Raw genomic sequence first — 19,505 nt, forward strand, 5'->3', positions numbered from 1 at the left:
CGGCACCGCGAGGCTTTATCGGCACAATCACCTAACTGTTGGAAGGTCCCGGTTTTGGCTCGGCGACCGACGAATGCTCAATCGCTTCGACTTCTTTTCGAGACAGCTCGATCAGCTTGGCATTGCGGGTAGCAGCCAGGTCGAACAGCTGGCTTATCAGCGCCTCATCATCAACCGCCTCACCCTCCTCTGGCGCCGTAGCCGCCTCGTCGATTTTCCTCACCTCCTCAGGGTATGTCTCGCGCAAGTAGCTCAGCCAGTAATCGCGCTGGATAAGGTCTTCGTAGAACGCATCGGATCGCTCGGCATTCATGACCGTAGTGCGAGCATCCGCCAGTTGTTGAGGCGATACGCCTGAGGCGTAGGTCATGTGTCTCGGCTGCCCGGGCAAGTCCAGTCCGTCGCTCCATCCCCGCGTCAATCCGATTCGATAACCCAGGCGCACCTCTGCCTGGTCCTGGCCGGCATGGACAGCGGCCTTGCTCGCCAGGTCATCGACCTTGTCCAGCCGGAACAGTTGCCTTGACAGGTTCAACAGCGCCCGGCCTTTCGCCCCCGCACGCCCGACAGGAATGTCGAGCAAGGCGTTGTGGGTGAACACCGTGCTTTCCAGCGCACTGAAGGTGAGGATTCGACCGTCGACACAGGTGCCATGGGTATTGGAACTGGCGAACAGAACTTCTCTGAGCTCGGCATTACTCGCGGCGGCTTCAAGGACTGTCCACACCCGACGGGTCAAGTCAGCGTTCGCCACCTGGAATTCCCGCGTGTCCTGCAATCTTGAAAGCAAATGAAAGAACGCCGCATTATCCGGCTCGGCCGCGAGCTGATTCCAGATCCGCGTTTTGCCGGCCAGATCCTCGGAGGCGGCGCTGGACAACCAGGGCTTGCTCTGTTCAGCGTCGGGCTGTTCATCCGGCAGTTCCTCATCCGGCTCGACGCTTTCACCCGACTCCTCGCCTGGGTCAGCAGCATCATCGATCATTTCGTCCAGGTCCGAACGGGAAATCCCCAGCACTGTGTCATGGACGCCAGCCTCGCGGTAACTTCTGAGTCGATCGAGACTTTCCGGCAACAGGTTGTAGTTATCGCTCAGATCGGTGCCGGCGATCAGGGTTTCATGGCTGCCATCCAGCGCCTGCTCAGGAATCGACGTGATGTCGTTGCCGCTGAGGTTCAGGATCCCGAGGTGATCGGCGTCCAGCACGCCGTCGGGCCACTCGGTCAAATTGTTGTTGCGCAGGTCAAGGGCCTCAAGTTGCGAAAAATACGAGACATCGAAGGCATCCAGTTCGTTGTAGCTCAGGTCCAGCCAGCGCAAGCGCTCCAGATGGCTCAATGAGGAAAACAGCGACTCGGTGTCACGCAACCGGTTAGCGGATGCCGTCAGGCGTTCGAGCGTGACCATGGACTGGACCGGCTCGGGCACCACGTCCAGGTCATTACCGTTGAGTTCCAGGGTTTCCAGCCGGGTAAAAGCCTTGAGGAAGCCGTTGGAGCCTTGGGCGGAAAGCCTTGTCCCGGTCAGGTTCAAACTGGCCACATGGGGCAAGTCCACCGGTAGCTCAGGGAGATCGCCCAATTGCAGGCCATTGAGACTCAGAACAGAGGTGGCACCGCCGTCACTGGCTATCAGGCCCTCGCCCCAGCATTCGAGAATGCGCAAGGCACCCAACCTGCGGCTGCGAGAGGAAATCACCCAACTCGGGCCACGGGACTCCCGGGTGTACAGCCAATCATTCAACCGACGCGTCAACGCGGCATGTGCCTGCTCCCAATGATCGATGCGCTGTCGAATCTGCAAGTCGCTGGCACCGCTCGCGCGCATCCGCTCGATCACTTGGGTGGCTTCATCCTCCGCGAGGCTCGGTCGCAGCCGTTGCAGAAGCCGGGCATTAGGCACAACGTCTGCCGCCGGGATTTCGGGCAGCGGCAACAGGTCGCCTGCTATCGAGAAGCCGCTCTCGGCGGGCGGGAACGTCGTGGGTATCGCCTCCCGGGCGAACCTTTCCAAAGCACCGGCGGGCAGGCCTTTGGCAATCTCCAGTCGCGTTCGGGCGGCTTTGAGCGCGGCCTTCGCTTGCTGATTCAGCGGTGCGCCATCGAGGTTGATTTTGAGCACGCTATCACCTTGCAGCACCGCTTCCGGCAGCGAGGCGATCTTGCTGTCGCGTAAATCCAGCCATGTCAGGTGCGGCAGATCTTGCGCACCGGTCGGCCACTCCCTTAGATCCGTCGCCCGCAGATTCACCGCCTTGAGCTGACCCATGGCGCTGACATCCAGCGCATGCAGCGGGTTGTCGCTCAAGTCCAGGTATTGAAGCGCGGGCATACCCTCGAATCCCTGTTGCACCGCAGGGGTGACGACGATCCGGTTGCCGGAAAGATCCAGTCGGGTCAACTTCGCCAGATCGCCTGGCGCAACCGGCACGTCGGTCAATCCGCTGCCACGCAGGTCAAGTCTTTGCAGCTCGCTGAACACGCGCACAAAGCCACGCACCTGTTCGGCAGTGGCTTGGGCGCCATTCAGGTACATCGTCTGGACCTGCGGGAATGCCCCCTCCGGCAGTTCGGGAAACCCGCTCAGTTCCAGATTCGACAGATCCAGCACCGAAGCCTCGGCGGCGGCGCCATAGCGATTGAATGCGCCGTTACGCCAGCAGGCTCTGAGCGAAACCGTTGCCATCGTTCGCTCAACCACCTCATGGACGTCCAGGCCCGCCTCCATCGAACGCAGGGTCCAATCGTTGAGTTGTCGGTCAAGCACCTGGTATTGCTCGCTCATGGCCTCGATCGCCTCGAACCTCGCCTGCGCGTGCGGCCATTGAGTGAGAAACTGGCTGAACATATCCTCGGATGACCTGCCGAGACCTTCGCCCAGACGCCTCAATTCAGTCCTGCAATAGCCCCGGACCATCTCGTCCAGATCGATCAGGTGTTGTGGATGGTTCTTGACGTACTCATACGCGGGCTTGAAGTTTTCGCGAGAGAAATTCGACCAGTCCAGGGACAGGCCGGACCACAGCCGTTCATGCCCCTCGAAGAGGCCGTCGGGCAATGTTCTGATGGCGGTGCCTCGAAGATTCAGACGTTCAAGGTGAGGCAGCTCAAGAACACCGGCAGGCCACTGATCCATGTTAGGCGCCAGCACATCGAGCATGCGCAGGCGGCGTAGCGGGCTGACGTCCAAGGCCAACGGAACGCCCCAGGTTGAATACACACTGAGCTCTTCAAGCCTGGTCAAGGCACTCAGCCTTGCCGGCATGTCCGCCGCGTAGGGAGCCGTCGAATACAGGCTCAACCCCGTGAGCTCCTGCAGTGAGCCCAACGATTCGGGTACATTGCTGAAGCTGTTTCCTGTGGCATTGATCCTGAGGTTTTTCAGCCGGGGGAACCGTCCTGACAACCCCTCTACAACAGCATCCGTGACCCACTGCCCACGGATATGCAGATCGGTGACGTGTGAAAAGTCCGCCGACAAGGGCGGAAGCGGATCATCGCAAACCAGTTCGAGAGTGCTGAAACGGGGGTGCTGGGCGGCCAGTGGCGAGTTGCGCCAGCATTGCTTGATGTTGCGTGCCACGGCGGCCTTGCCCCCCAGCATCGAATGCAGGGCGGATTGCTCAGTCCCCCCTGCGACCCACTGATCGAGCGTCGACTGAAGCTGCTCCCACTCACGTGCCCGCGCCTGCAGCAGGCTGTAGATCTGCGCGTCGGATTTCCCCGCCCGTAACTGCTCCAGGATGAACCCGTTGGCTTGTTGATCCGTCAGTGCCGGATAAACATCCTGCACCCGCGTCGTCAGAGAAGGATTGACGCCCTGTCCGCGACCACTGGCGTAATACCCCAACTGGCGTTCATTGATTCGGACCGGCGGTTTGAACGCCCGGTTCCTGCCGCTGCGCTGCTCCAGCAGGCGGGCCAGTTCAACTCGATGCTCCGCGGCGTAGCGGACGATGGTCATGCGCAGATCAGCGCCCTGCCCCACATGCGGCATGCCCAGCGCCTGTCGGGCTTCATCCGGCAACGCATGCAGGATAGAGGCATAAAAATTGTCGCCATCGCGGGGTATTCCGTTGAGTTCTTCGCCTCGTTCGTCAAACGCCTGGTAGGCCGGCCCTTTCTTGACCAGATATTTGCGACTCGCAGCCGTCTGGCTACCAATTCCATCGATGAGCGGCCCGTCAACGTGGCCATCGCGTATTTCCAGGCGCACCTCCTCAGACCAACCCGGCAGCTTTTCCAGCGAGTGCAGCGCCAGCCATTGAGTGTCGGCCGATGCCATGCTCTCCAGGTGCAGACCGGCAAAGGCAGCGCTGACACGCCCCTGTTGTACATACCAACGGGCTTGCTCCAGCATGTTCAAGGGAACACGCCCCGTTGTTTGCCAGCGAGTCAGCTCCTCGGCACTGGCATCCGCCAGCACGCGTTTCGCTGCGGACTCGCCGAGTCCAGGGCAAGCACGCTGCAACTTCGCCACCGGTTCCGCCACCGTGCCGGGCGCTCCCGGATCGGCGACGAACAGTCGAAGCGCCTCCGTCCACTCAGGCGGCGGAGGCAGATGATCCAGGTGCATCTTGCGCAAGGCATTGTCGTCGACACCGCTGGCATCGGCGATCTTGAGCAACTGTTCGTCGGTCAGGTCCTCGGTGGTGTGACCCATGCGCCGCAACAGGGTCAGGCGATCCCAATCGAGGGGGCGCTCCATCGTATGGCGCCAGGCACCGTGCCCGTTATGTTCCAGTATCGGCTGCCAGGCCTGTGCATCGGTTGGATGCTTGATTCGCCATTGTTTCAGCGTCGGCTCAAAGGTTGTCTCGTAGGTTTTACCCGCCTGACGGATGAAGGTCCGGCCGTTCAGCCGATACAGACCAAGGGCGTCCGGGCCGGCGTCATGATCAGGCACCACGTCACATTCGTAGGCACTCAGGTCGGGCTTCCATAAGCGGGTCTTGCCGTCGGGGCGCCGGACTTGTTCAAGATGCTCAATCACAGGCTCCGGTTTAACGGCGCCCAGCCGGGCCACACCTTGGCCCGCGCCCGCCATCACGCCAATCAGCGCCAGGTTTTCCGCTACGTCAATCAAATGCGCCTTGGCCGCAACGCGATCGCCCTCGCTCCACTCGATCACGCCCTCGAACGATTCGTACAGCAGTTGCCCAGCCATCACCGTCAACATGACCTCGCCCAGCACCGGTACGAACATCGACACCATGTTCAGGCCCAGCATGCCGAACTGCAGCAGATGATTGAGTTTTTCCGCCCGCGCCTTCGCATCGACATCCGCCGTGGGGACCGCATGACTGCGCGCATCGGCGATGACTTTGGCGCGGTTTTGTTCGTAGAGATAACTCCACAGGTCGGTGTTAGCGGACCAGATGCCCGCTACCCCTTCCCGGGTAGTGCCAACGGGATCGAGGTAGGGATCCTCGACCGGTTCCCGATCAAACGGTTGCTCGGGAGGCAACTCCTTGATGCCGGCGATGGTGGAAAATGGCGGAACCACTTGCGCGACCTTCACCCAGATGGAGTGCAACGGGTCGGTCGCGGCCCCCGCTGCCTTGCGGGTGAACTGGCTGAAGTAGTAAGGACGGTCAGCGTAGGCCACGAACTGGCTGAAAAAGCGTTGGTAGTCCGTAGGCTCACTCGCCGGCCGCGTCGCATCGCGGGCCGTGAACTGCTGCTTGAATGCCTCACGCAATTGCGCGGTACTGCAACGCCTGAGCGGTTGCACGGGATCGTGGGGGATGTAGACGAAGAACTCGTCGGTATAGCGATACTGTTCGCTGATACTGAACACGACGCACCCGGTCATTCTGCGCTTCATCAACATCAGGTCGCGAAACCACACCTGTTTATCACCCAGACTAGGGTGGACCTCACCGTCGATGACCGAGAGGATCATTGTGTAGTCGTCGGGTTCGATGTCCTTTTTCAACAAGGCTTGTTCAGCGGCAGCCCTCAACGCCGCTTTCTGGCTGGTGATGAAGTTGCGACGCAGGGATTTTTCGGCTTGCGTATCCGTCTGATGGAAAAACGCTTTCACATAGGTTTGATATTGGGCGCCGATATCCAGATCGCGGCATAACGACAGAAACTGGCTGACCGTCAGGCTAAGGGCGGTAGCCTGGAATGTGCCGGGGGTGGCGGTCTCGACAACGAACCCTGACAGCTCATGAAAAGCGCCCGCTTCACACTCGGGTGCCTCGAAGTTGTGCAACGTGGCCTGCAACAACGAAAGCTTCAACACCTCGAAGGTAGAGATTTCGATCTCCAATACGCCGATGTCCAGAGGTCGCCTCAGACACAACAACGTCTTGTGGACGTCGACCTCTACGCCGAAGCGATCCTTGAGCGCCTCGGTCAGTAGGGGTTCGGCAAAGGTGTCGATGTCTTGTAACGTCGACATCGCCTTGTCCAGCACGGTCTGCGCGGCAAAACTTCGTTTATAGCTCTCCGCCAGCGCCCGTTGTTGTTCGAGGGAGGCACCCAGATACCAATTGGGTGGCTGCGTGCCAGTCTCCTTTATTGCGGTCCTTCTTGCCGGCACGGCATCGATCAGCCAGCCGGGCGTCATTTCACTGATTAATTCGCTGTGGATGCTGCTTTTCCCTGGCCGCAGCGATTTCGACAGTGATGAACGAGAGGGTGAGGTGGACATGCTGTCGCTCCTGATAATTGGAGCGTCAGAACATCATTTCGTACAGGCCTGACTGCGGTAGATAAATATGGCGTCAGTGGCAATCAGTAACTGACTGCTTCAATCGCGCAACGACAGGCCACGGCACGAATCAGCGGATTGGCTATGCTTGAAGGATCTACCTTCAGACGGGGGATTTATGGACGATCCAGTCGACAACAAGTCGCCGACCTTCTGGCAAATGCTGCATAGCGTCATGGCAGCGGCGTTCGGGGTGCAAAGCGGGAAGAATCGGGCGCGGGATTTTACCCACGGCAAACCCAGCCATTTCGTGATCCTGGGGGTGCTGTTCACGGCCGTGTTCGCTCTGGCGCTGTTCGGCATCGTGAAACTGGTGCTGCTTATGGCCGGTCTCTGAAGCGAATCAGTGCATCAAGGTCTGCAGGCTGAACGGGTAACGGTATGAGATTGGCCGCCCCCTGGCCGACAGCTTGTGAAAATCCACACCGAAATTCTGAGCGTTGCCCATCGCCAGCAGTCGCCGGGCCTGTGCCCGATCAATTACCTGCAATAACGGAATCTGCCGGTCACGACCGCCATACTGGCTGACATCGACACCCTGGTCGTAGTCATGCAACTGCACCAACGCCCAGCCACCCAAGCTGAAATGCCCGCCCAACAACACGCTCAATCGCTTATCGAGCAACGCACGCAAGGCGGCGGGTGAATTGTTGATGCTGCCGAACAGCGCGTCCTTGCCGGGCTTACCGCCCGCTTCTTCGAAAGCCTGCATCGCGCCAAAACCCATTTCGTCGTTGGCCGTCCACACCAGGGATGTCTGTGGGTAGCGCTTGAATAGCAGCTTGGCCTGCTCATAGGCCCGTTCCCGGGTCCAGCCACCATAAACCAGCTGCCGCAGACGCACTTCAGGGTGTTCGGCCAATGCCCTTCGCATGCCTTTCTCGCGCAACTGCGCCGATGGTGTGATTTTCAATCCCGAGAAGGCCAGCAGGTCAATGGCCTGGCCCGGGGCGGCCGGAGGGTGCAGGCGAATCAGCTCTTTGAGCATCAGGTAGCCGCCCTCCTCATCATTGGGCACCAGGCTGCCCACCCAATCGGGATACTTGTCGGGACGTGCACCGAGCAGACGCATCTGGTCCGGGCTCAGAGCGTTATTGACCATGAACAGCTTCACACCGCTGCCCTTTGCCAGACGCAAGATTTCAGGGGCGACGTTTTCTTCGTTGACGAACACCAGATAGTCGGGGCGACTTGGTCCCAGCAGGGCTTCTCGCGCCTGGCCGATGGTGATTTCGGAGGTACGGTCGGAATAGACGATGCGCAAGTCGATGCGCAGATCATCGGCGGCGGCCTGCATGAACTGCGAATAGCTGGTCCAGAAAACTTCCCTGGGTGTCCCCGGATTCAGGAACAGTACTGATTCCGCTTGGGCAGAAGGTCCCACGACCGTGCCCAGCGCCAGTAATGCACCACACAGAAACTTCAACATTGGTCGTCCGAGCCCCCGGAAATACGCCGCGCATTATAGCCAGCGAACGTCCGTAAAACGGCGTTTATTCCGGTTTTTGTCCGACAATCGTCAGAACAAGGCCCGGACGGGGTCGTTTACTGGTGACTCACCCAATATACCGCTGTGCCGACGACCAGAATGATCAGGAACAGAATCGCCCAGGCGTCGACCGTGCTATCACTTTTTGTCGCTTTGGTAGGGTTGCTCATTGCATCGCCTCTTGTCGGTTTTATCGGTGATTGCATAAAGACTCGATCACAGTAAAGACGACGATTGCCCGCACCACAAACAGGGTCATTGCCACAACGATTCTCATTAGGCGATTTGGTTCTTTACATATACTCAAACATCACTTTTGCGCATAACTGCAAACTGGTATCGTGCCCCGGCTCCGTGGGGAGTGCGCGGCCGTGCGCGCAGAATTGCCGAGGTATTATCGGATTCCAGCAAGCAAAAAAACGCCGCTGTTTCCGACCGGCCCAAGCCTGAGAACAGGACTTATATGTACGTATACGACGAGTACGATCAGCGGATCATCGAGGACCGCGTCAAGCAGTTCCGTGATCAAACCCGACGCTATCTGGCAGGCGAGCTGAGCGAAGAAGAATTCCGCCCCCTGCGCCTGCAAAACGGGCTTTACATCCAGCGCTTCGCGCCAATGCTGCGGGTCGCGGTGCCTTATGGCCAACTGACTTCGCGCCAGACGCGAATGATGGCCAGGATTGCCCGTGACTACGACAAGGGCTATGCCCACATCAGCACCCGGCAGAACGTGCAGTTCAACTGGCCGGCGCTGGAAGACATTCCGGACATCCTGGCTGAATTGGCCACCGTGCAGATGCACGCGATCCAGACCAGCGGCAACTGTCTGCGCAACGTCACCACCGACCAGTTCGCCGGTGTCGCCGCCGACGAGCTGATCGACCCGCGTCCGTGGTGCGAGATCGTCCGTCAGTGGACCACGTTCCACCCGGAATTCGCCTACCTGCCGCGTAAATTCAAGATCGCCATCAATGGTTCGACCTCTGACCGCGCCGCCATCGAAGTCCACGACATCGGCCTGGAGCCGGTGCACAACGCCGCTGGCGAGCTGGGTTTCCGTGTTTTGGTGGGCGGTGGCCTGGGCCGTACGCCAGTGGTGGGCGCGTTCATCAATGAGTTCCTGCCCTGGCAAGACCTGTTGAGCTACCTCGACGCCATCCTGCGGGTTTACAACCGCTACGGTCGTCGCGACAACAAGTACAAGGCGCGGATCAAGATTCTGGTCAAGGCGCTGACGCCAGAAGTCTTCGCCCAGAAAGTCGATGCGGAAATGGAGCACCTTCGCGGTGGCCAGACCACGCTGACCGAAGCCGAAGTTCATCGCGTTGCCAGACACTTCGTCGACCCGGACTACAAGGCGCTGGACAACCAGAACGCCAAGCTGGCCGAACTCGACCAGCAGCACCCGGGCTTCGCCCGCTGGCGCGCGCGCAACACCCAGGCCCACAAGCAGCCGGGTTATGTTGCCGTGACCCTGTCCCTGAAGCCGACCGGCGTTGCGCCGGGCGACATCACCGACAAGCAGCTCGACGCCGTGGCCGATCTGGCCGACCGCTACAGCTTCGGTCAACTGCGCACGTCCCACGAGCAGAACATCATTCTGGCGGATGTCGAGCAGGACAAACTGTTCACCCTGTGGGGCGAATTGCGTGAGCAAGGCTTCGCCACGCCGAACATCGGTTTGCTGACTGACATCATCTGCTGCCCGGGTGGCGACTTCTGCTCCCTGGCCAACGCCAAGTCGATCCCGATCGCCGAATCGATCCAGCGTCGTTTCGATGACCTGGATTACCTGTTCGACATCGGCGAACTGGACCTGAACATTTCCGGTTGCATGAACGCCTGTGGTCACCACCACGTTGGCCACATCGGCATTCTCGGGGTGGACAAGAAAGGTGAAGAGTTCTACCAGGTCTCCCTCGGTGGCAGCGCCAGTCGCGACGCCAGCCTGGGCAAGATCCTCGGCCCGTCCTTCGCCCAGGACGACATGCCGGACGTGATCTCGAAGCTGATCGACGTATACGTGGAACAGCGTACCGAAGACGAGCGCTTCATCGACACCTATCAGCGTATTGGCATCGACCTCTTCAAGGAACGCGTCTATGCAGCGAATCATTAAGAACAACGAAGTCGTCGACGAAACCTGGCACCTGCTGCCCAAGGATTTCAGCATCGACGAGATCACCAACTGCGACGACTACATCGTCCCGTTGGCGCTGTGGCGCGAACACAGTCGCATGCTCAAGGCCCGCGACGGCGGCCTGGGCGTTTGGCTGGATGCCGATGAAGAAGCCGAAGAAATCGGCGAAGACGTGGCAAACTTCAAGGTGATCGCCTTGAATTTCCCGGCCTTCACCGATGGCCGCAACTATTCCAACGCCCGCCTGCTGCGTGACCGTTATGGTTTCAAAGGCGAACTGCGGGCGATTGGCGACGTGCTGCGCGACCAGTTGTTCTATCTGCGTCGCTGCGGTTTCGATGCCTTTGCATTGCGCGCCGACAAAGATCCGTATGAAGCGCTGGAAAGCCTCAAGGACTTCTCGGTGACCTACCAGGCCGCCACCGACGAACCGCTGCCGCTGTTCCGTCGCCGTTGATCGTGATGCCTTGAACCCTTTGCGGGGTTCAAGGCGTTTCACCTTTCGATCAAGGATTCGGAAGATTGGCCATCGGAATTGGCCGCCCCAAGGCGACCCAGTCCACGTAAAGCCGCACGCGGTCCTCCAGAACAGTGAACAGCCTGAACGGATTTTCCGCATCGGGCGTCCTCGCTTCCATGCACTGGCGTAGCCAGCCCCACAGCTCCTCTGAAGCCTCTGCTGCATTCAGCAATCGCCATACCCGGGCTTGCAGGATCAGGTAACCCACCTGGAAATCAGCCGTCAGGCTCAATCCATCGATGACACGCAGAAACGCGCCGCCCAATGGCCTGGCCGCCAGCCGTTGCCAGACCTGCTGCCGCGCCGCCCGCAACATTTCATCACCCTCTTGCAGCCACGGCATGGCACTGCCATACCCCGCACCCGGCTGGCTTAGCCACAGATTGATGCCCGTGCGTTCACGGTGGTCGACCAGACGCGACAGTGTCTCCTCGTCCGTCAGCGGATTGTCCCAGAGCCAGACCCGGTCCCGGGACACCGCCTGGTTCAGTATCGCCTGGGGAACCCGGCTGATCCGGTTGTGACGCAAGTCCAGCGAGGTCATAAACGGCTCATCGACGATACCGATCGGGCAGTGACTGATCCCGGTATTGCTCAGCTTCAGCACCCGTAGTGCCTTCATCCCCAATACGACAGGCGCAACGTCCAAAGGGTTGTCGCTCAGGTCCAGGTTCTGCAAACCGACCAAGTCGCTCAATTGCGCAGCCGTATTCTCCTTGAACGTCAGAAACGTCGACCTGAGGTTGAGCGAAGTGAGCCGCTTCATTTGCCGGATTGCTGGCGGCAGGCGACCTTCCAGCACGCCATCCGGGTTGGGCAGACGCAGGTCGATACGCTCCAGATTCAACGTGCGCAGGTTAGGGAAACTTTCCAGAAACCCATTCAGAGATTCGCGTTCGACCAGGTGCAGCGCCTGCATCGACAGCTCGATGACTTCATCGAATCGAACGTTCATCACCGGCAAGCGGTGGTAGTCCTCAAACCCCAGATCGAGCCGGTAGCCGGCGAATACCCCCTCGGACATGACTTTATTGCCTTCGGGCGGGCACTTCTGCCAGAGGAGCATCAATTCGTCGGCCAGCTCTCTCCTGGTTTCGCGCTCGTACTCGATCACGTGCTCCAGCATTTCAGCATTGTGCGCCGCCACCTGCTGAGGGGTCATGCCCGCGGCGCCTTCATCGCCAACGGCAAGAAAATCCAGATCCATGTCATCGAGATCCGACACGGTCTGGTCGATCCAATGCACCAGATCGGTATGAAGTTGTCGCAATTGCAGGGTAAGGCGCTCCAGCAGCGCCTGCGCCCCGGCACCGGCGCCCGCCAACAACTCGTCGACCTGTGCATCGGTGAAGTCCGGGTAAAGCTCCCTGACCTGCAATCGCACGACTTCACGGCTCAGGGACGCCCCCTGAAGCGTATTTGGAAATCCGCCGCCGCGAAGTGCAGGGGTTTCGAAAGGCAATTTCGAATCCATTCTGCTGAGGCCAAGCATCAATTCGGTACGGGACAACGTTCGCTCGCCAAGGCGCAGGCGCAACTCGCCTGCCGGAGCGGGTGCGGGCAATGACAATGCGGTGCGCTCTTCGACGGACAACAGGTCAACCAGCGCAGTGAACAGGTCCGAGCCTTCACGGCCAGGTTTCAACGCCGCAGACGGCCAATAGCGATCCGCGATCTTGATCAACCGTCGGCAATCGAGCGCATCAAGTGGGCCGCAGCGATCCAGCAGCCGGCCACCCTCCGCCCCTTCCAGCACCTCAATGCGCAAGGATGTCGGCCACCCAGGTAACCGTACCAGTGAATGCAAGGCCAGGACGTCAGACTCAGGGTGGACAATCGAGCGCAAGTACAGGCCTTCATAGGCTCGATTGAGCCTGACATGCTGCTGATATTCTCGCGCCTTGCCATCCAGTCGCCTGAGCACTTTCAGGGCCTCGGCCACATCAACCGGACGTTCGATCTCCACGCCCGAACGGTCGAGGATTTGCTCCACCACTGTTTTTGGCAAACCGGGGTACTCGCGCTGGAACAAGCGGACCCACTCATGATCCGAGTGCTGGAGCGCCCGATAGCGGGAGTTGAACAAGCCGGTGCGTGTCGCCGGATCGGCGATCGCTTCAAGCTCCCGGTCAAGCTTGAAGCGGGTGATGGTATCGGCCAGCAGCGGCGTCGGCGGGCGTCCGGCCACCATCAGACGCAACATGTCGTCGTCGACCGTGCTGACTCGGGCGATCTGGCTCAGGACCTCGTCGCTGAAGGAAGCGAAGGGTGTGCAGACTCCGCGCATGAGTTCCAGGCGTGTCGTGGGCGACGACAAAGCCGGCGCGGACGCGGGCTGAAGCGTTGTGTCGGTAACTGGCTGGATGCTCGACTCGCTGCTTGGCTCCGGTGACTCGTGCAGCGTTTCGGCCACATGGCCTTCGACCTTGAGTTCGGCAATCGATCTGGCCAGCGGCAGCGCATTGAGCAAGCCGAAGATCGTGCGCGTCACACCTTCCGAGCGCTTCTCGGGAGTGTCACCGTTGACGGCCTGGTTGATGCCATAACCGGCGTCGATGATCCCGGCCAGCACCAGCACGCCCTCGCCTCCGGGAATGAACAACGCCAAAGGGCCCAAGCGGTTGATCCACTGCACGAGCGGTTCCACCACCGCGCTCAAGTCGTCTCGGTTGACCTGGGCATCATCACGGATGCTGTTGACGCTGGCCATGGCGGCCTGCTTCATGGTCAGCACCAATTCAGCGAACGGGTCAGTGGCCGCGGGTGAGCGCTCGATGCCCACATAATCCTGCGGGTCCCAGAACCCGTCATTGTTGAAAAAACCGGCGTTCTTTTTCAACCAGTGCTCTTTGGGGAAGACCACCATGCCCTCCAGCGCAGTCAACACGCCCGCATGGAAGGTGCCGTCCTGGCGATCCTCTTCGGCAAAGTGCGCAGCCAACGCCTGACTTGTCTCGGCCACCTTGCCTTGGGCCACGACCCATTGGCGCAGGTGCTGGATATCGACGAACTCATGCATCGGTGAGGAGTTGCCCGGGATGTACAGCAAGACCCTGGAGCCGGTGTGCTGGCGAAAACACCAGAGATCGGTCGAGGTGTAACGGTAGATCGTCAGGCGACCGGCGACGATGGGCGAATGGACGCGGGTTGCGGCGCTCAATTGAGCGATGGTCAATGCCTCCCAGGTCTGCCGGGCCGGCAAACTGCACGCCAGCAGCGCCAGAGCCAGCCCTTCGCCGGTCAGGCTGCCTTCCTGATGTTGCAGGAACGCACTCATGACGAAGGCGGCCTTGGCTGAGGTCCTCAGGTCGCAAGGTGCGGCACCTGCGATTTGCTCATCCGAGGGCCAGGCACTTTCGAGATAGGCCTGATAGCGGGTTTTCAGATTCAGCTGCCACACCCACTGCTTGAAGTCTGCTGGCCTGAGGGCGATTTGCGTGGCTGGCCCATAGACCTGTGGCACGGTTTGCCGATAAATGCCTTCGTAGGTGTGGTGGTTGCCATTGCCGTGGTCAGCGAATTCATCGACGTTCTGGACAATGCGAATGGACGGGCCGACGTCGGGCGGCGTGTAAAGACCGAAAACGGTTTCCGCGAAACGCCCGTCACCGACGGTTTGATAATTGGACAGCAAGGCCTGCACCAGCGTCCGTGAGCTCGCCACCTGTCCTTGCTCGATCCCGTCCTGTGGCGGGTGCCCCCGGTAGTGGTAATCCAGTGTTGTCAGGTGGGCGGTCTGCGGGTCGATGTCCTCGCCCCATTTTTTCCGGATCAATTGTGTGCCGAATTGCTCGGGAGATTGTGGCAAAGCACTGCTGACCAGCGAATTCAATGCTTCGTGCATGGGCCGATCAGTTGTGGTGAGCGCAATGTGAGGGTCACGCGGTTGGTCATTCATGTGCATTCCATGGCAAATAAAAGGAGCACCAACATAACCAGCCGCCACGCCCTCGAAAGCAGGACGGATCGCCGCCTGCCCTCGGAGAATTCGCCGCGTCCTGGAGGACAACCATGGAGATTGCCAGGCGAAAAAAAACCGGGGCAAATGCCCCGGCCTGATTTCTCTCGATTCCGCCTGAGTTACCAGAAGCGTTGCTGGGTCAATCGGTTCCACCAGCTCAGCAGGACGCGGTCGACCGAGCTGCTGGCCGCCATGCCGATGCGCTCCTGCAGGCTTTTACGCTCGGCGTAGTGCAGGTGATAAAGCTCGGACTGCTTGGCGCGTTCGGCCAGATACTCGTCACTGGTCTTCAGTTCGTCCACCAGTTGCTTGTCCAATGCCGCGACACCGAGCCAGATTTCACCGGTAGCCACCTCGTCGATCGCCAGTTGCGGGCGATAGCGCGAGACAAAGTTCTTGAACAGTTGATGGGTGATGTCCAGGTCTTCCTGGAATTTCTCCCGCCCCTTCTCGGTGTTTTCGCCAAACACGGTCAGGGTGCGTTTGTATTCACCGGCGGTGAGCACTTCGAAGTCGATGTCATGCTTTTTCAGCAGGCGATTGACGTTGGGCAACTGCGCCACCACGCCGATAGAGCCAAGGATCGCGAAAGGTGCGCTGATGATCTTCTGGCCGATGCACGCCATCATGTAGCCACCGCTGGCCGCGACCTTGTCGATGCAGACAGTCAACGGCACGCCCGCTTCACGGATACGCGCCAGTTGCGAGGAAGCCAGGCCATAGCTATGGACCATGCCGCCGCCGCTTTCCAGGCGCAACACGACTTCATCCTTGGGCGTGGCGAGGGTCAGCAGTGCGGTAATTTCATGGCGCAGGCTTTCGGTCGCCGATGCCTTGATGTCGCCATCGAAATCCAGCACGAACACCCGGGACCTGGCCTCGGTTTTTTTCTTCTGCTTTTTCTCGGTCTTAGCCTGGGACTTGCGCAAGGCCTTGAGCTGGTCCTTGTCGAGCAGGGTTTGCTCCAGGCGCTCACGCAGGCCCTTGTAGAAATCATTGAGCTTGCTGACCTGCAACTGCCCGGCAGCCTTGCGTCGACCTTTGCTGCGCAATGCCGCAAAACTGGCCAGGACCACCAGAATGGCGATCACCAGGGTCACGGTCTTGGCCAGAAAACTGGCGTACTCGGTGAAAAACTCCACAGGGACTCCTCAAACGATGCGCGGCATGAACGCGCGCGGATGACTCCAGCATACCCATGCGCCGGCCTTGCGACCAGCTGTGAAACCTCTGACAACAAGCGTCCAACGAGCATTTCAAACAAGCGTATGTTTTTTCATTGACAGCTCACCGCCATCCTCATAACCTCGCCAAACCTTCAACGTACCGGGACGACGCGGACGTGGGCAGTATCTATTTGATTCGACATGGCCAGGCCTCCTTTGGTGCAGACGACTATGATGTCCTGTCGCCTATCGGTATTCGCCAGGCGGAAATACTTGGCCAACACCTCGCCGAACTCGGTATCCGCTTCGATCGATGCCTGTCCGGCGACTTGCGCCGCCAGCAACACACGGCCAACAGCGCGCTGGAACAGTTTGCTGCCGTAGGCCTGCCGGCTCCGATCCTGGAAACCGATTCCGCGTTCAATGAATTCGACGCCGACGCCGTGATCCGCGCCCTGCTCCCGGCCCTGTTGCAGGATGAGCCGGAAGCATTGGACATCCTGCGCAATGCCGCGCAAAACCGCGCGGAGTTCCAGCGCATATTCGCCCTGATCATCGATCGCTGGCTCGCTGGCACCTACGACACACCAGGTCTGGAAAGCTGGCCAGGCTTTGTCGAACGTGTACAGGCCGGTCTGAACCGGATCCTCGAACAAGCCGGCAATCACCAGAAAATCGCCGTATTCACTTCCGGCGGCACCATCACGGCCCTGCTTCACCTCATTACGCGAATACCTGCCGCACAGGCGTTTGAATTGAACTGGCAAATCGTCAACACCTCGCTCAACCAATTGAAGTTTCGTGGTCGCGAGGTGGCACTGGCTTCCTTCAACAGTCATGCGCACCTGCAACTGCTGAAGGCCCCGGAACTCATCACGTTTCGCTGAGTCCGGACTATTGTGACCCTGGCTGTAATCACCCAGCTCTAATTACCCAAGAAAGGATCGAACCATGACCTCCGTAGCTGATGCCGTACAAGCAATGAAAACCAAGTTCAACCCAGACGCTGCTGCCGGTCTGGACCTGGTTTTCGGTTTCCGCATCGACGACACCAAGAACTTCTCGCTGGTTGTCAAAGACAAAACCTGCGAGCTGAAAGAAGGCGAAAACCCGGACGCCCAGGTCACTCTGGTGATGGACGGCGAAACCCTGCAAGGCATCGTCAGCGGCGAAACCGACGGCATGCAAGCGTTCATGGGCGGCAAACTGCGCGCTGAAGGCGACATGATGCTGGCGATGAAACTGTCCGAACTGTTCCCGGGCTAAGCCTGTCGCTCCCAACCATCGGAGCACGCCCGATTGCCAACGAATCCCGCCCCAGTGGCGGGATTCGTCGTTTCTGGCGCAAGCAATACGGCTAGCTGCGAAATAGCCGACTATATTCTTTCTGGCCGCATGCGTCAGACATCGACCGATTGCCCCTCGATCCTTTTACGCGGAGCACTGCCATGAGCCCACCTGAAGAGCACGACGGCGTCAATCGCCGAAGTGTACTGCAAGGCCTTTCGGCAGGCGCCGCGGGTGCCCGGATCAGCCCGCTGTCAGCAGGGAGTAAAACCATGCCCGATACCCCCGCCGATCTCATTTTGTACAACGGACGCCTGCACACCGTTGATCGCAAGAAACCCCAGGCCAGTGCTGTGGCGATCAAGGACGGGCGCTTCGTGGTGGTCGGCAGCGATGCCCAGGCCATGGCTTTGCAAGGCCCCGCCACACAAGTCGTCGACCTGCATGGCCGTACGGTAATCCCCGGCCTCAACGACTCGCACTTGCACCTGATCCGCGGCGGCCTCAACTACAACCTCGAGCTGCGCTGGGAAGGCGTGCCGTCCCTGGTCGATGCCCTGCGCATGCTCAAGGATCAAGCTGACCGCACGCCAACGCCGCAATGGGTACGGGTGGTGGGCGGCTGGAGCGAATTCCAGTTCGCCGAAAAACGTCTGCCGACCCTCGAAGAATTGAACAAGGCAGCACCCGATACCCCGGTATTTGTCCTGCATTTGTACGACCGCGCCCTGCTCAACCGGGCCGCGCTGAAAGTGGTGGGCTATACCCGCGATACACCGAACCCTCCGGGCGGCGAAATCCAGCGGGACGCCAACGGCGACCCCACCGGCATGCTGATCGCCCGACCCAACGCGATGATTCTGTACTCAACCCTGGCCAAGGGACCGAAGCTGCCGCTGGAATATCAAGTCAACTCGACACGTCAATTCATGCGCGAACTCAATCGCCTGGGAGTCACCAGCGTGATCGATGCCGGCGGCGGTTATCAGAATTACCCGGACGACTATCAAGTCATCCAGCAACTGGCCAAAGCGCAACAACTGACCGTGCGCATCGCCTACAACCTGTTCACTCAAAAGCCCAAGGAAGAACTGACCGACTTCAAGCACTGGACCAGTACCTCGCAGTACGGTCAGGGCGACGACTTCCTGCGGCACAACGGTGCCGGGGAGATGCTGGTGTTCTCCGCCGCCGATTTCGAAGACTTCCTCGAACCTCGCCCTGACCTGCCGTCCAGCATGGAACAGGATCTGGAGCCGGTGGTTCGACACCTGGTTGAACAACGCTGGCCTTTCCGCCTGCACGCCACGTACAACGAATCCATCAGCCGCATGCTCGACGTGTTCGAGAAGGTCAATCGCGATATTCCCTTCGCCGGTTTGCCGTGGTTTTTCGATCACGCCGAAACCATTACCCCGCGGAACATCGAGCGGGTCAAAGCCCTGGGTGGCGGTATCGCGATTCAGGATCGCATGGCGTTCCAGGGCGAATACTTCGTCGACCGCTACGGTGCCAAAGCCGCCGAGCACACACCGCCGATTGCCCGCATGCTGGCCGAGGGCTTGCCAGTGGGTGCTGGCACCGATGCCACGCGGGTGTCCAGCTACAACCCGTGGACCTCACTGTATTGGCTGGTCAGCGGCCGGACTGTCGGGGGGCTGGCGCTTCAACCCCAAGGCCTGAGCCGCGACACCGCGCTGGAGCTGTTCACCCATGGCAGCGCCTGGTTCTCGTCTGAACAGGGCAAGAAAGGCCAGATCAAGGTCGGGCAATTGGCGGACCTGATTGCGCTCTCGGCGGACTATTTCCACATCGAAGACGACGGCATCAAAGGCATCGAAGCGGTGCTGACCATCGTCGACGGCAAGATCGTGTACGGCAGCGTCGAGTTCGAGAAGCTCGGTCCGCCACCGATCCCCGTGGTGCCGGAATGGTCACCGGTGGCCAAAGTGCCGGGGCACTGGAAGCCGCTGGCGGCGCAAGTTCATCAATGCGTCGGCGCCTGTGCGGTACATGCACACAGTCACGAGCGTGCGCGGTTGTCGACTGCGCCGGTGAGCGACTTCCGTGGGTTCTGGGGCGCGTTTGGCTGTTCGTGTTTTGCGTTTTAAACGACGTTCTCACCAGCACCACCAATCAAAATGTGGAGCGCGCCTGCTCGCGAAAGCAATGTGGCATCCAAGATTGACGTCGGCTGACACGACGTCTTCGCGAGCAG

The 19,505-nt window shown here is 59.9% G+C and carries 10 protein-coding genes; 6 read left to right on the top strand and 4 right to left on the bottom strand.

Annotated elements, in window-relative coordinates; genetic code table 11:
* Window positions 1-31: 31 nt before the first annotated feature.
* Window positions 32-6,661 (bottom strand): NEL-type E3 ubiquitin ligase domain-containing protein, encoded by a 6,630-nt coding sequence (locus ACVWYU_RS18395; RefSeq protein WP_457373349.1) that lies wholly within the window; start codon window positions 6,659-6,661, stop codon window positions 32-34.
* 178 nt (window positions 6,662-6,839) lie between these two features.
* Between ACVWYU_RS18395 and ACVWYU_RS18400 the strand changes: the two genes are divergently transcribed.
* Entirely contained in the window at window positions 6,840-7,058 is a 219-nt protein-coding gene (locus tag ACVWYU_RS18400) for a DUF2970 domain-containing protein (protein ID WP_457373350.1), read from the top strand.
* Between the two features lie 6 nt (window positions 7,059-7,064).
* On the opposite strand, the gene ACVWYU_RS18405 is transcribed toward ACVWYU_RS18400, so the two are convergent.
* A complete protein-coding gene (locus ACVWYU_RS18405; protein WP_457373351.1) occupies window positions 7,065-8,150 on the bottom strand; it encodes an ABC transporter substrate-binding protein in 1,086 nt (361 codons plus the stop codon).
* A gap of 523 nt (window positions 8,151-8,673) precedes the next feature.
* On the opposite strand from ACVWYU_RS18405, the gene ACVWYU_RS18410 reads away from it, so the two are divergent.
* Both ACVWYU_RS18410 and ACVWYU_RS18415 read left to right on the top strand, forming a co-directional pair.
* Entirely contained in the window at window positions 8,674-10,332 is a 1,659-nt protein-coding gene (locus tag ACVWYU_RS18410; RefSeq protein ID WP_457373352.1) for a nitrite/sulfite reductase, read from the top strand.
* Complete coding sequence (locus ACVWYU_RS18415; protein WP_090322739.1) at window positions 10,316-10,810, top strand: DUF934 domain-containing protein; 495 nt, start codon at window positions 10,316-10,318, stop codon at window positions 10,808-10,810. Before ACVWYU_RS18410 ends, ACVWYU_RS18415 begins: the two co-directional genes overlap by 17 nt.
* Window positions 10,811-10,859: 49 nt before the next feature.
* On the opposite strand, the gene ACVWYU_RS18420 is transcribed toward ACVWYU_RS18415, so the two are convergent.
* Window positions 10,860-14,717 (bottom strand): dermonecrotic toxin domain-containing protein, encoded by a 3,858-nt coding sequence (locus tag ACVWYU_RS18420; RefSeq protein WP_457373353.1) that lies wholly within the window; start codon window positions 14,715-14,717, stop codon window positions 10,860-10,862.
* 236 nt (window positions 14,718-14,953) lie between these two features.
* Window positions 14,954-15,976 carry a protease SohB gene (gene sohB, locus ACVWYU_RS18425; protein WP_457373354.1) on the bottom strand — a complete coding sequence of 341 codons (1,023 nt, stop codon included), beginning with the start codon at window positions 15,974-15,976 and terminating at the stop codon, window positions 14,954-14,956.
* 200 nt (window positions 15,977-16,176) lie between these two features.
* Here sohB and ACVWYU_RS18430 point away from each other — a divergent pair, with 200 nt between their 5' ends.
* The 3 genes from ACVWYU_RS18430 (at window position 16,177) to ACVWYU_RS18440 (ending at window position 19,398) form a co-directional block, all read left to right on the top strand.
* A complete protein-coding gene (locus tag ACVWYU_RS18430; protein WP_090322745.1) occupies window positions 16,177-16,887 on the top strand; it encodes a histidine phosphatase family protein in 711 nt (236 codons plus the stop codon).
* A 64-nt stretch (window positions 16,888-16,951) separates the two neighbouring features.
* A complete protein-coding gene (locus ACVWYU_RS18435) occupies window positions 16,952-17,266 on the top strand; it encodes an SCP2 sterol-binding domain-containing protein (RefSeq protein ID WP_457373355.1) in 315 nt (104 codons plus the stop codon).
* Window positions 17,267-17,559: 293 nt separating this feature from the next.
* Entirely contained in the window at window positions 17,560-19,398 is a 1,839-nt protein-coding gene (locus ACVWYU_RS18440) for an amidohydrolase (protein WP_457373356.1), read from the top strand.
* Window positions 19,399-19,505: the final 107 nt, after the last annotated feature.

This window comes from Pseudomonas sp. TE12234 (assembly GCF_054061835.1).

Bases quoted from the DNA above. Each gene is read 5' to 3' on its own strand.
- ACVWYU_RS18395 (WP_457373349.1), bottom strand. From the start codon at position 6,661: ATGTCCACCTCACCCTCTCGTTCATCACTGTCGAAATCGCTGCGGCCA.
- ACVWYU_RS18415 (WP_090322739.1), top strand. From the start codon at position 10,316: ATGCAGCGAATCATTAAGAACAACGAAGTCGTCGACGAAACCTGGCAC.
- ACVWYU_RS18420 (WP_457373353.1), bottom strand. From the start codon at position 14,717: ATGCACGAAGCATTGAATTCGCTGGTCAGCAGTGCTTTGCCACAATCT.
- ACVWYU_RS18435 (WP_457373355.1), top strand. From the start codon at position 16,952: ATGACCTCCGTAGCTGATGCCGTACAAGCAATGAAAACCAAGTTCAAC.
- ACVWYU_RS18410 (WP_457373352.1), top strand. From the start codon at position 8,674: ATGTACGTATACGACGAGTACGATCAGCGGATCATCGAGGACCGCGTC.
- ACVWYU_RS18405 (WP_457373351.1), bottom strand. From the start codon at position 8,150: ATGTTGAAGTTTCTGTGTGGTGCATTACTGGCGCTGGGCACGGTCGTG.
- ACVWYU_RS18440 (WP_457373356.1), top strand. From the start codon at position 17,560: ATGCCCGATACCCCCGCCGATCTCATTTTGTACAACGGACGCCTGCAC.
- ACVWYU_RS18400 (WP_457373350.1), top strand. From the start codon at position 6,840: ATGGACGATCCAGTCGACAACAAGTCGCCGACCTTCTGGCAAATGCTG.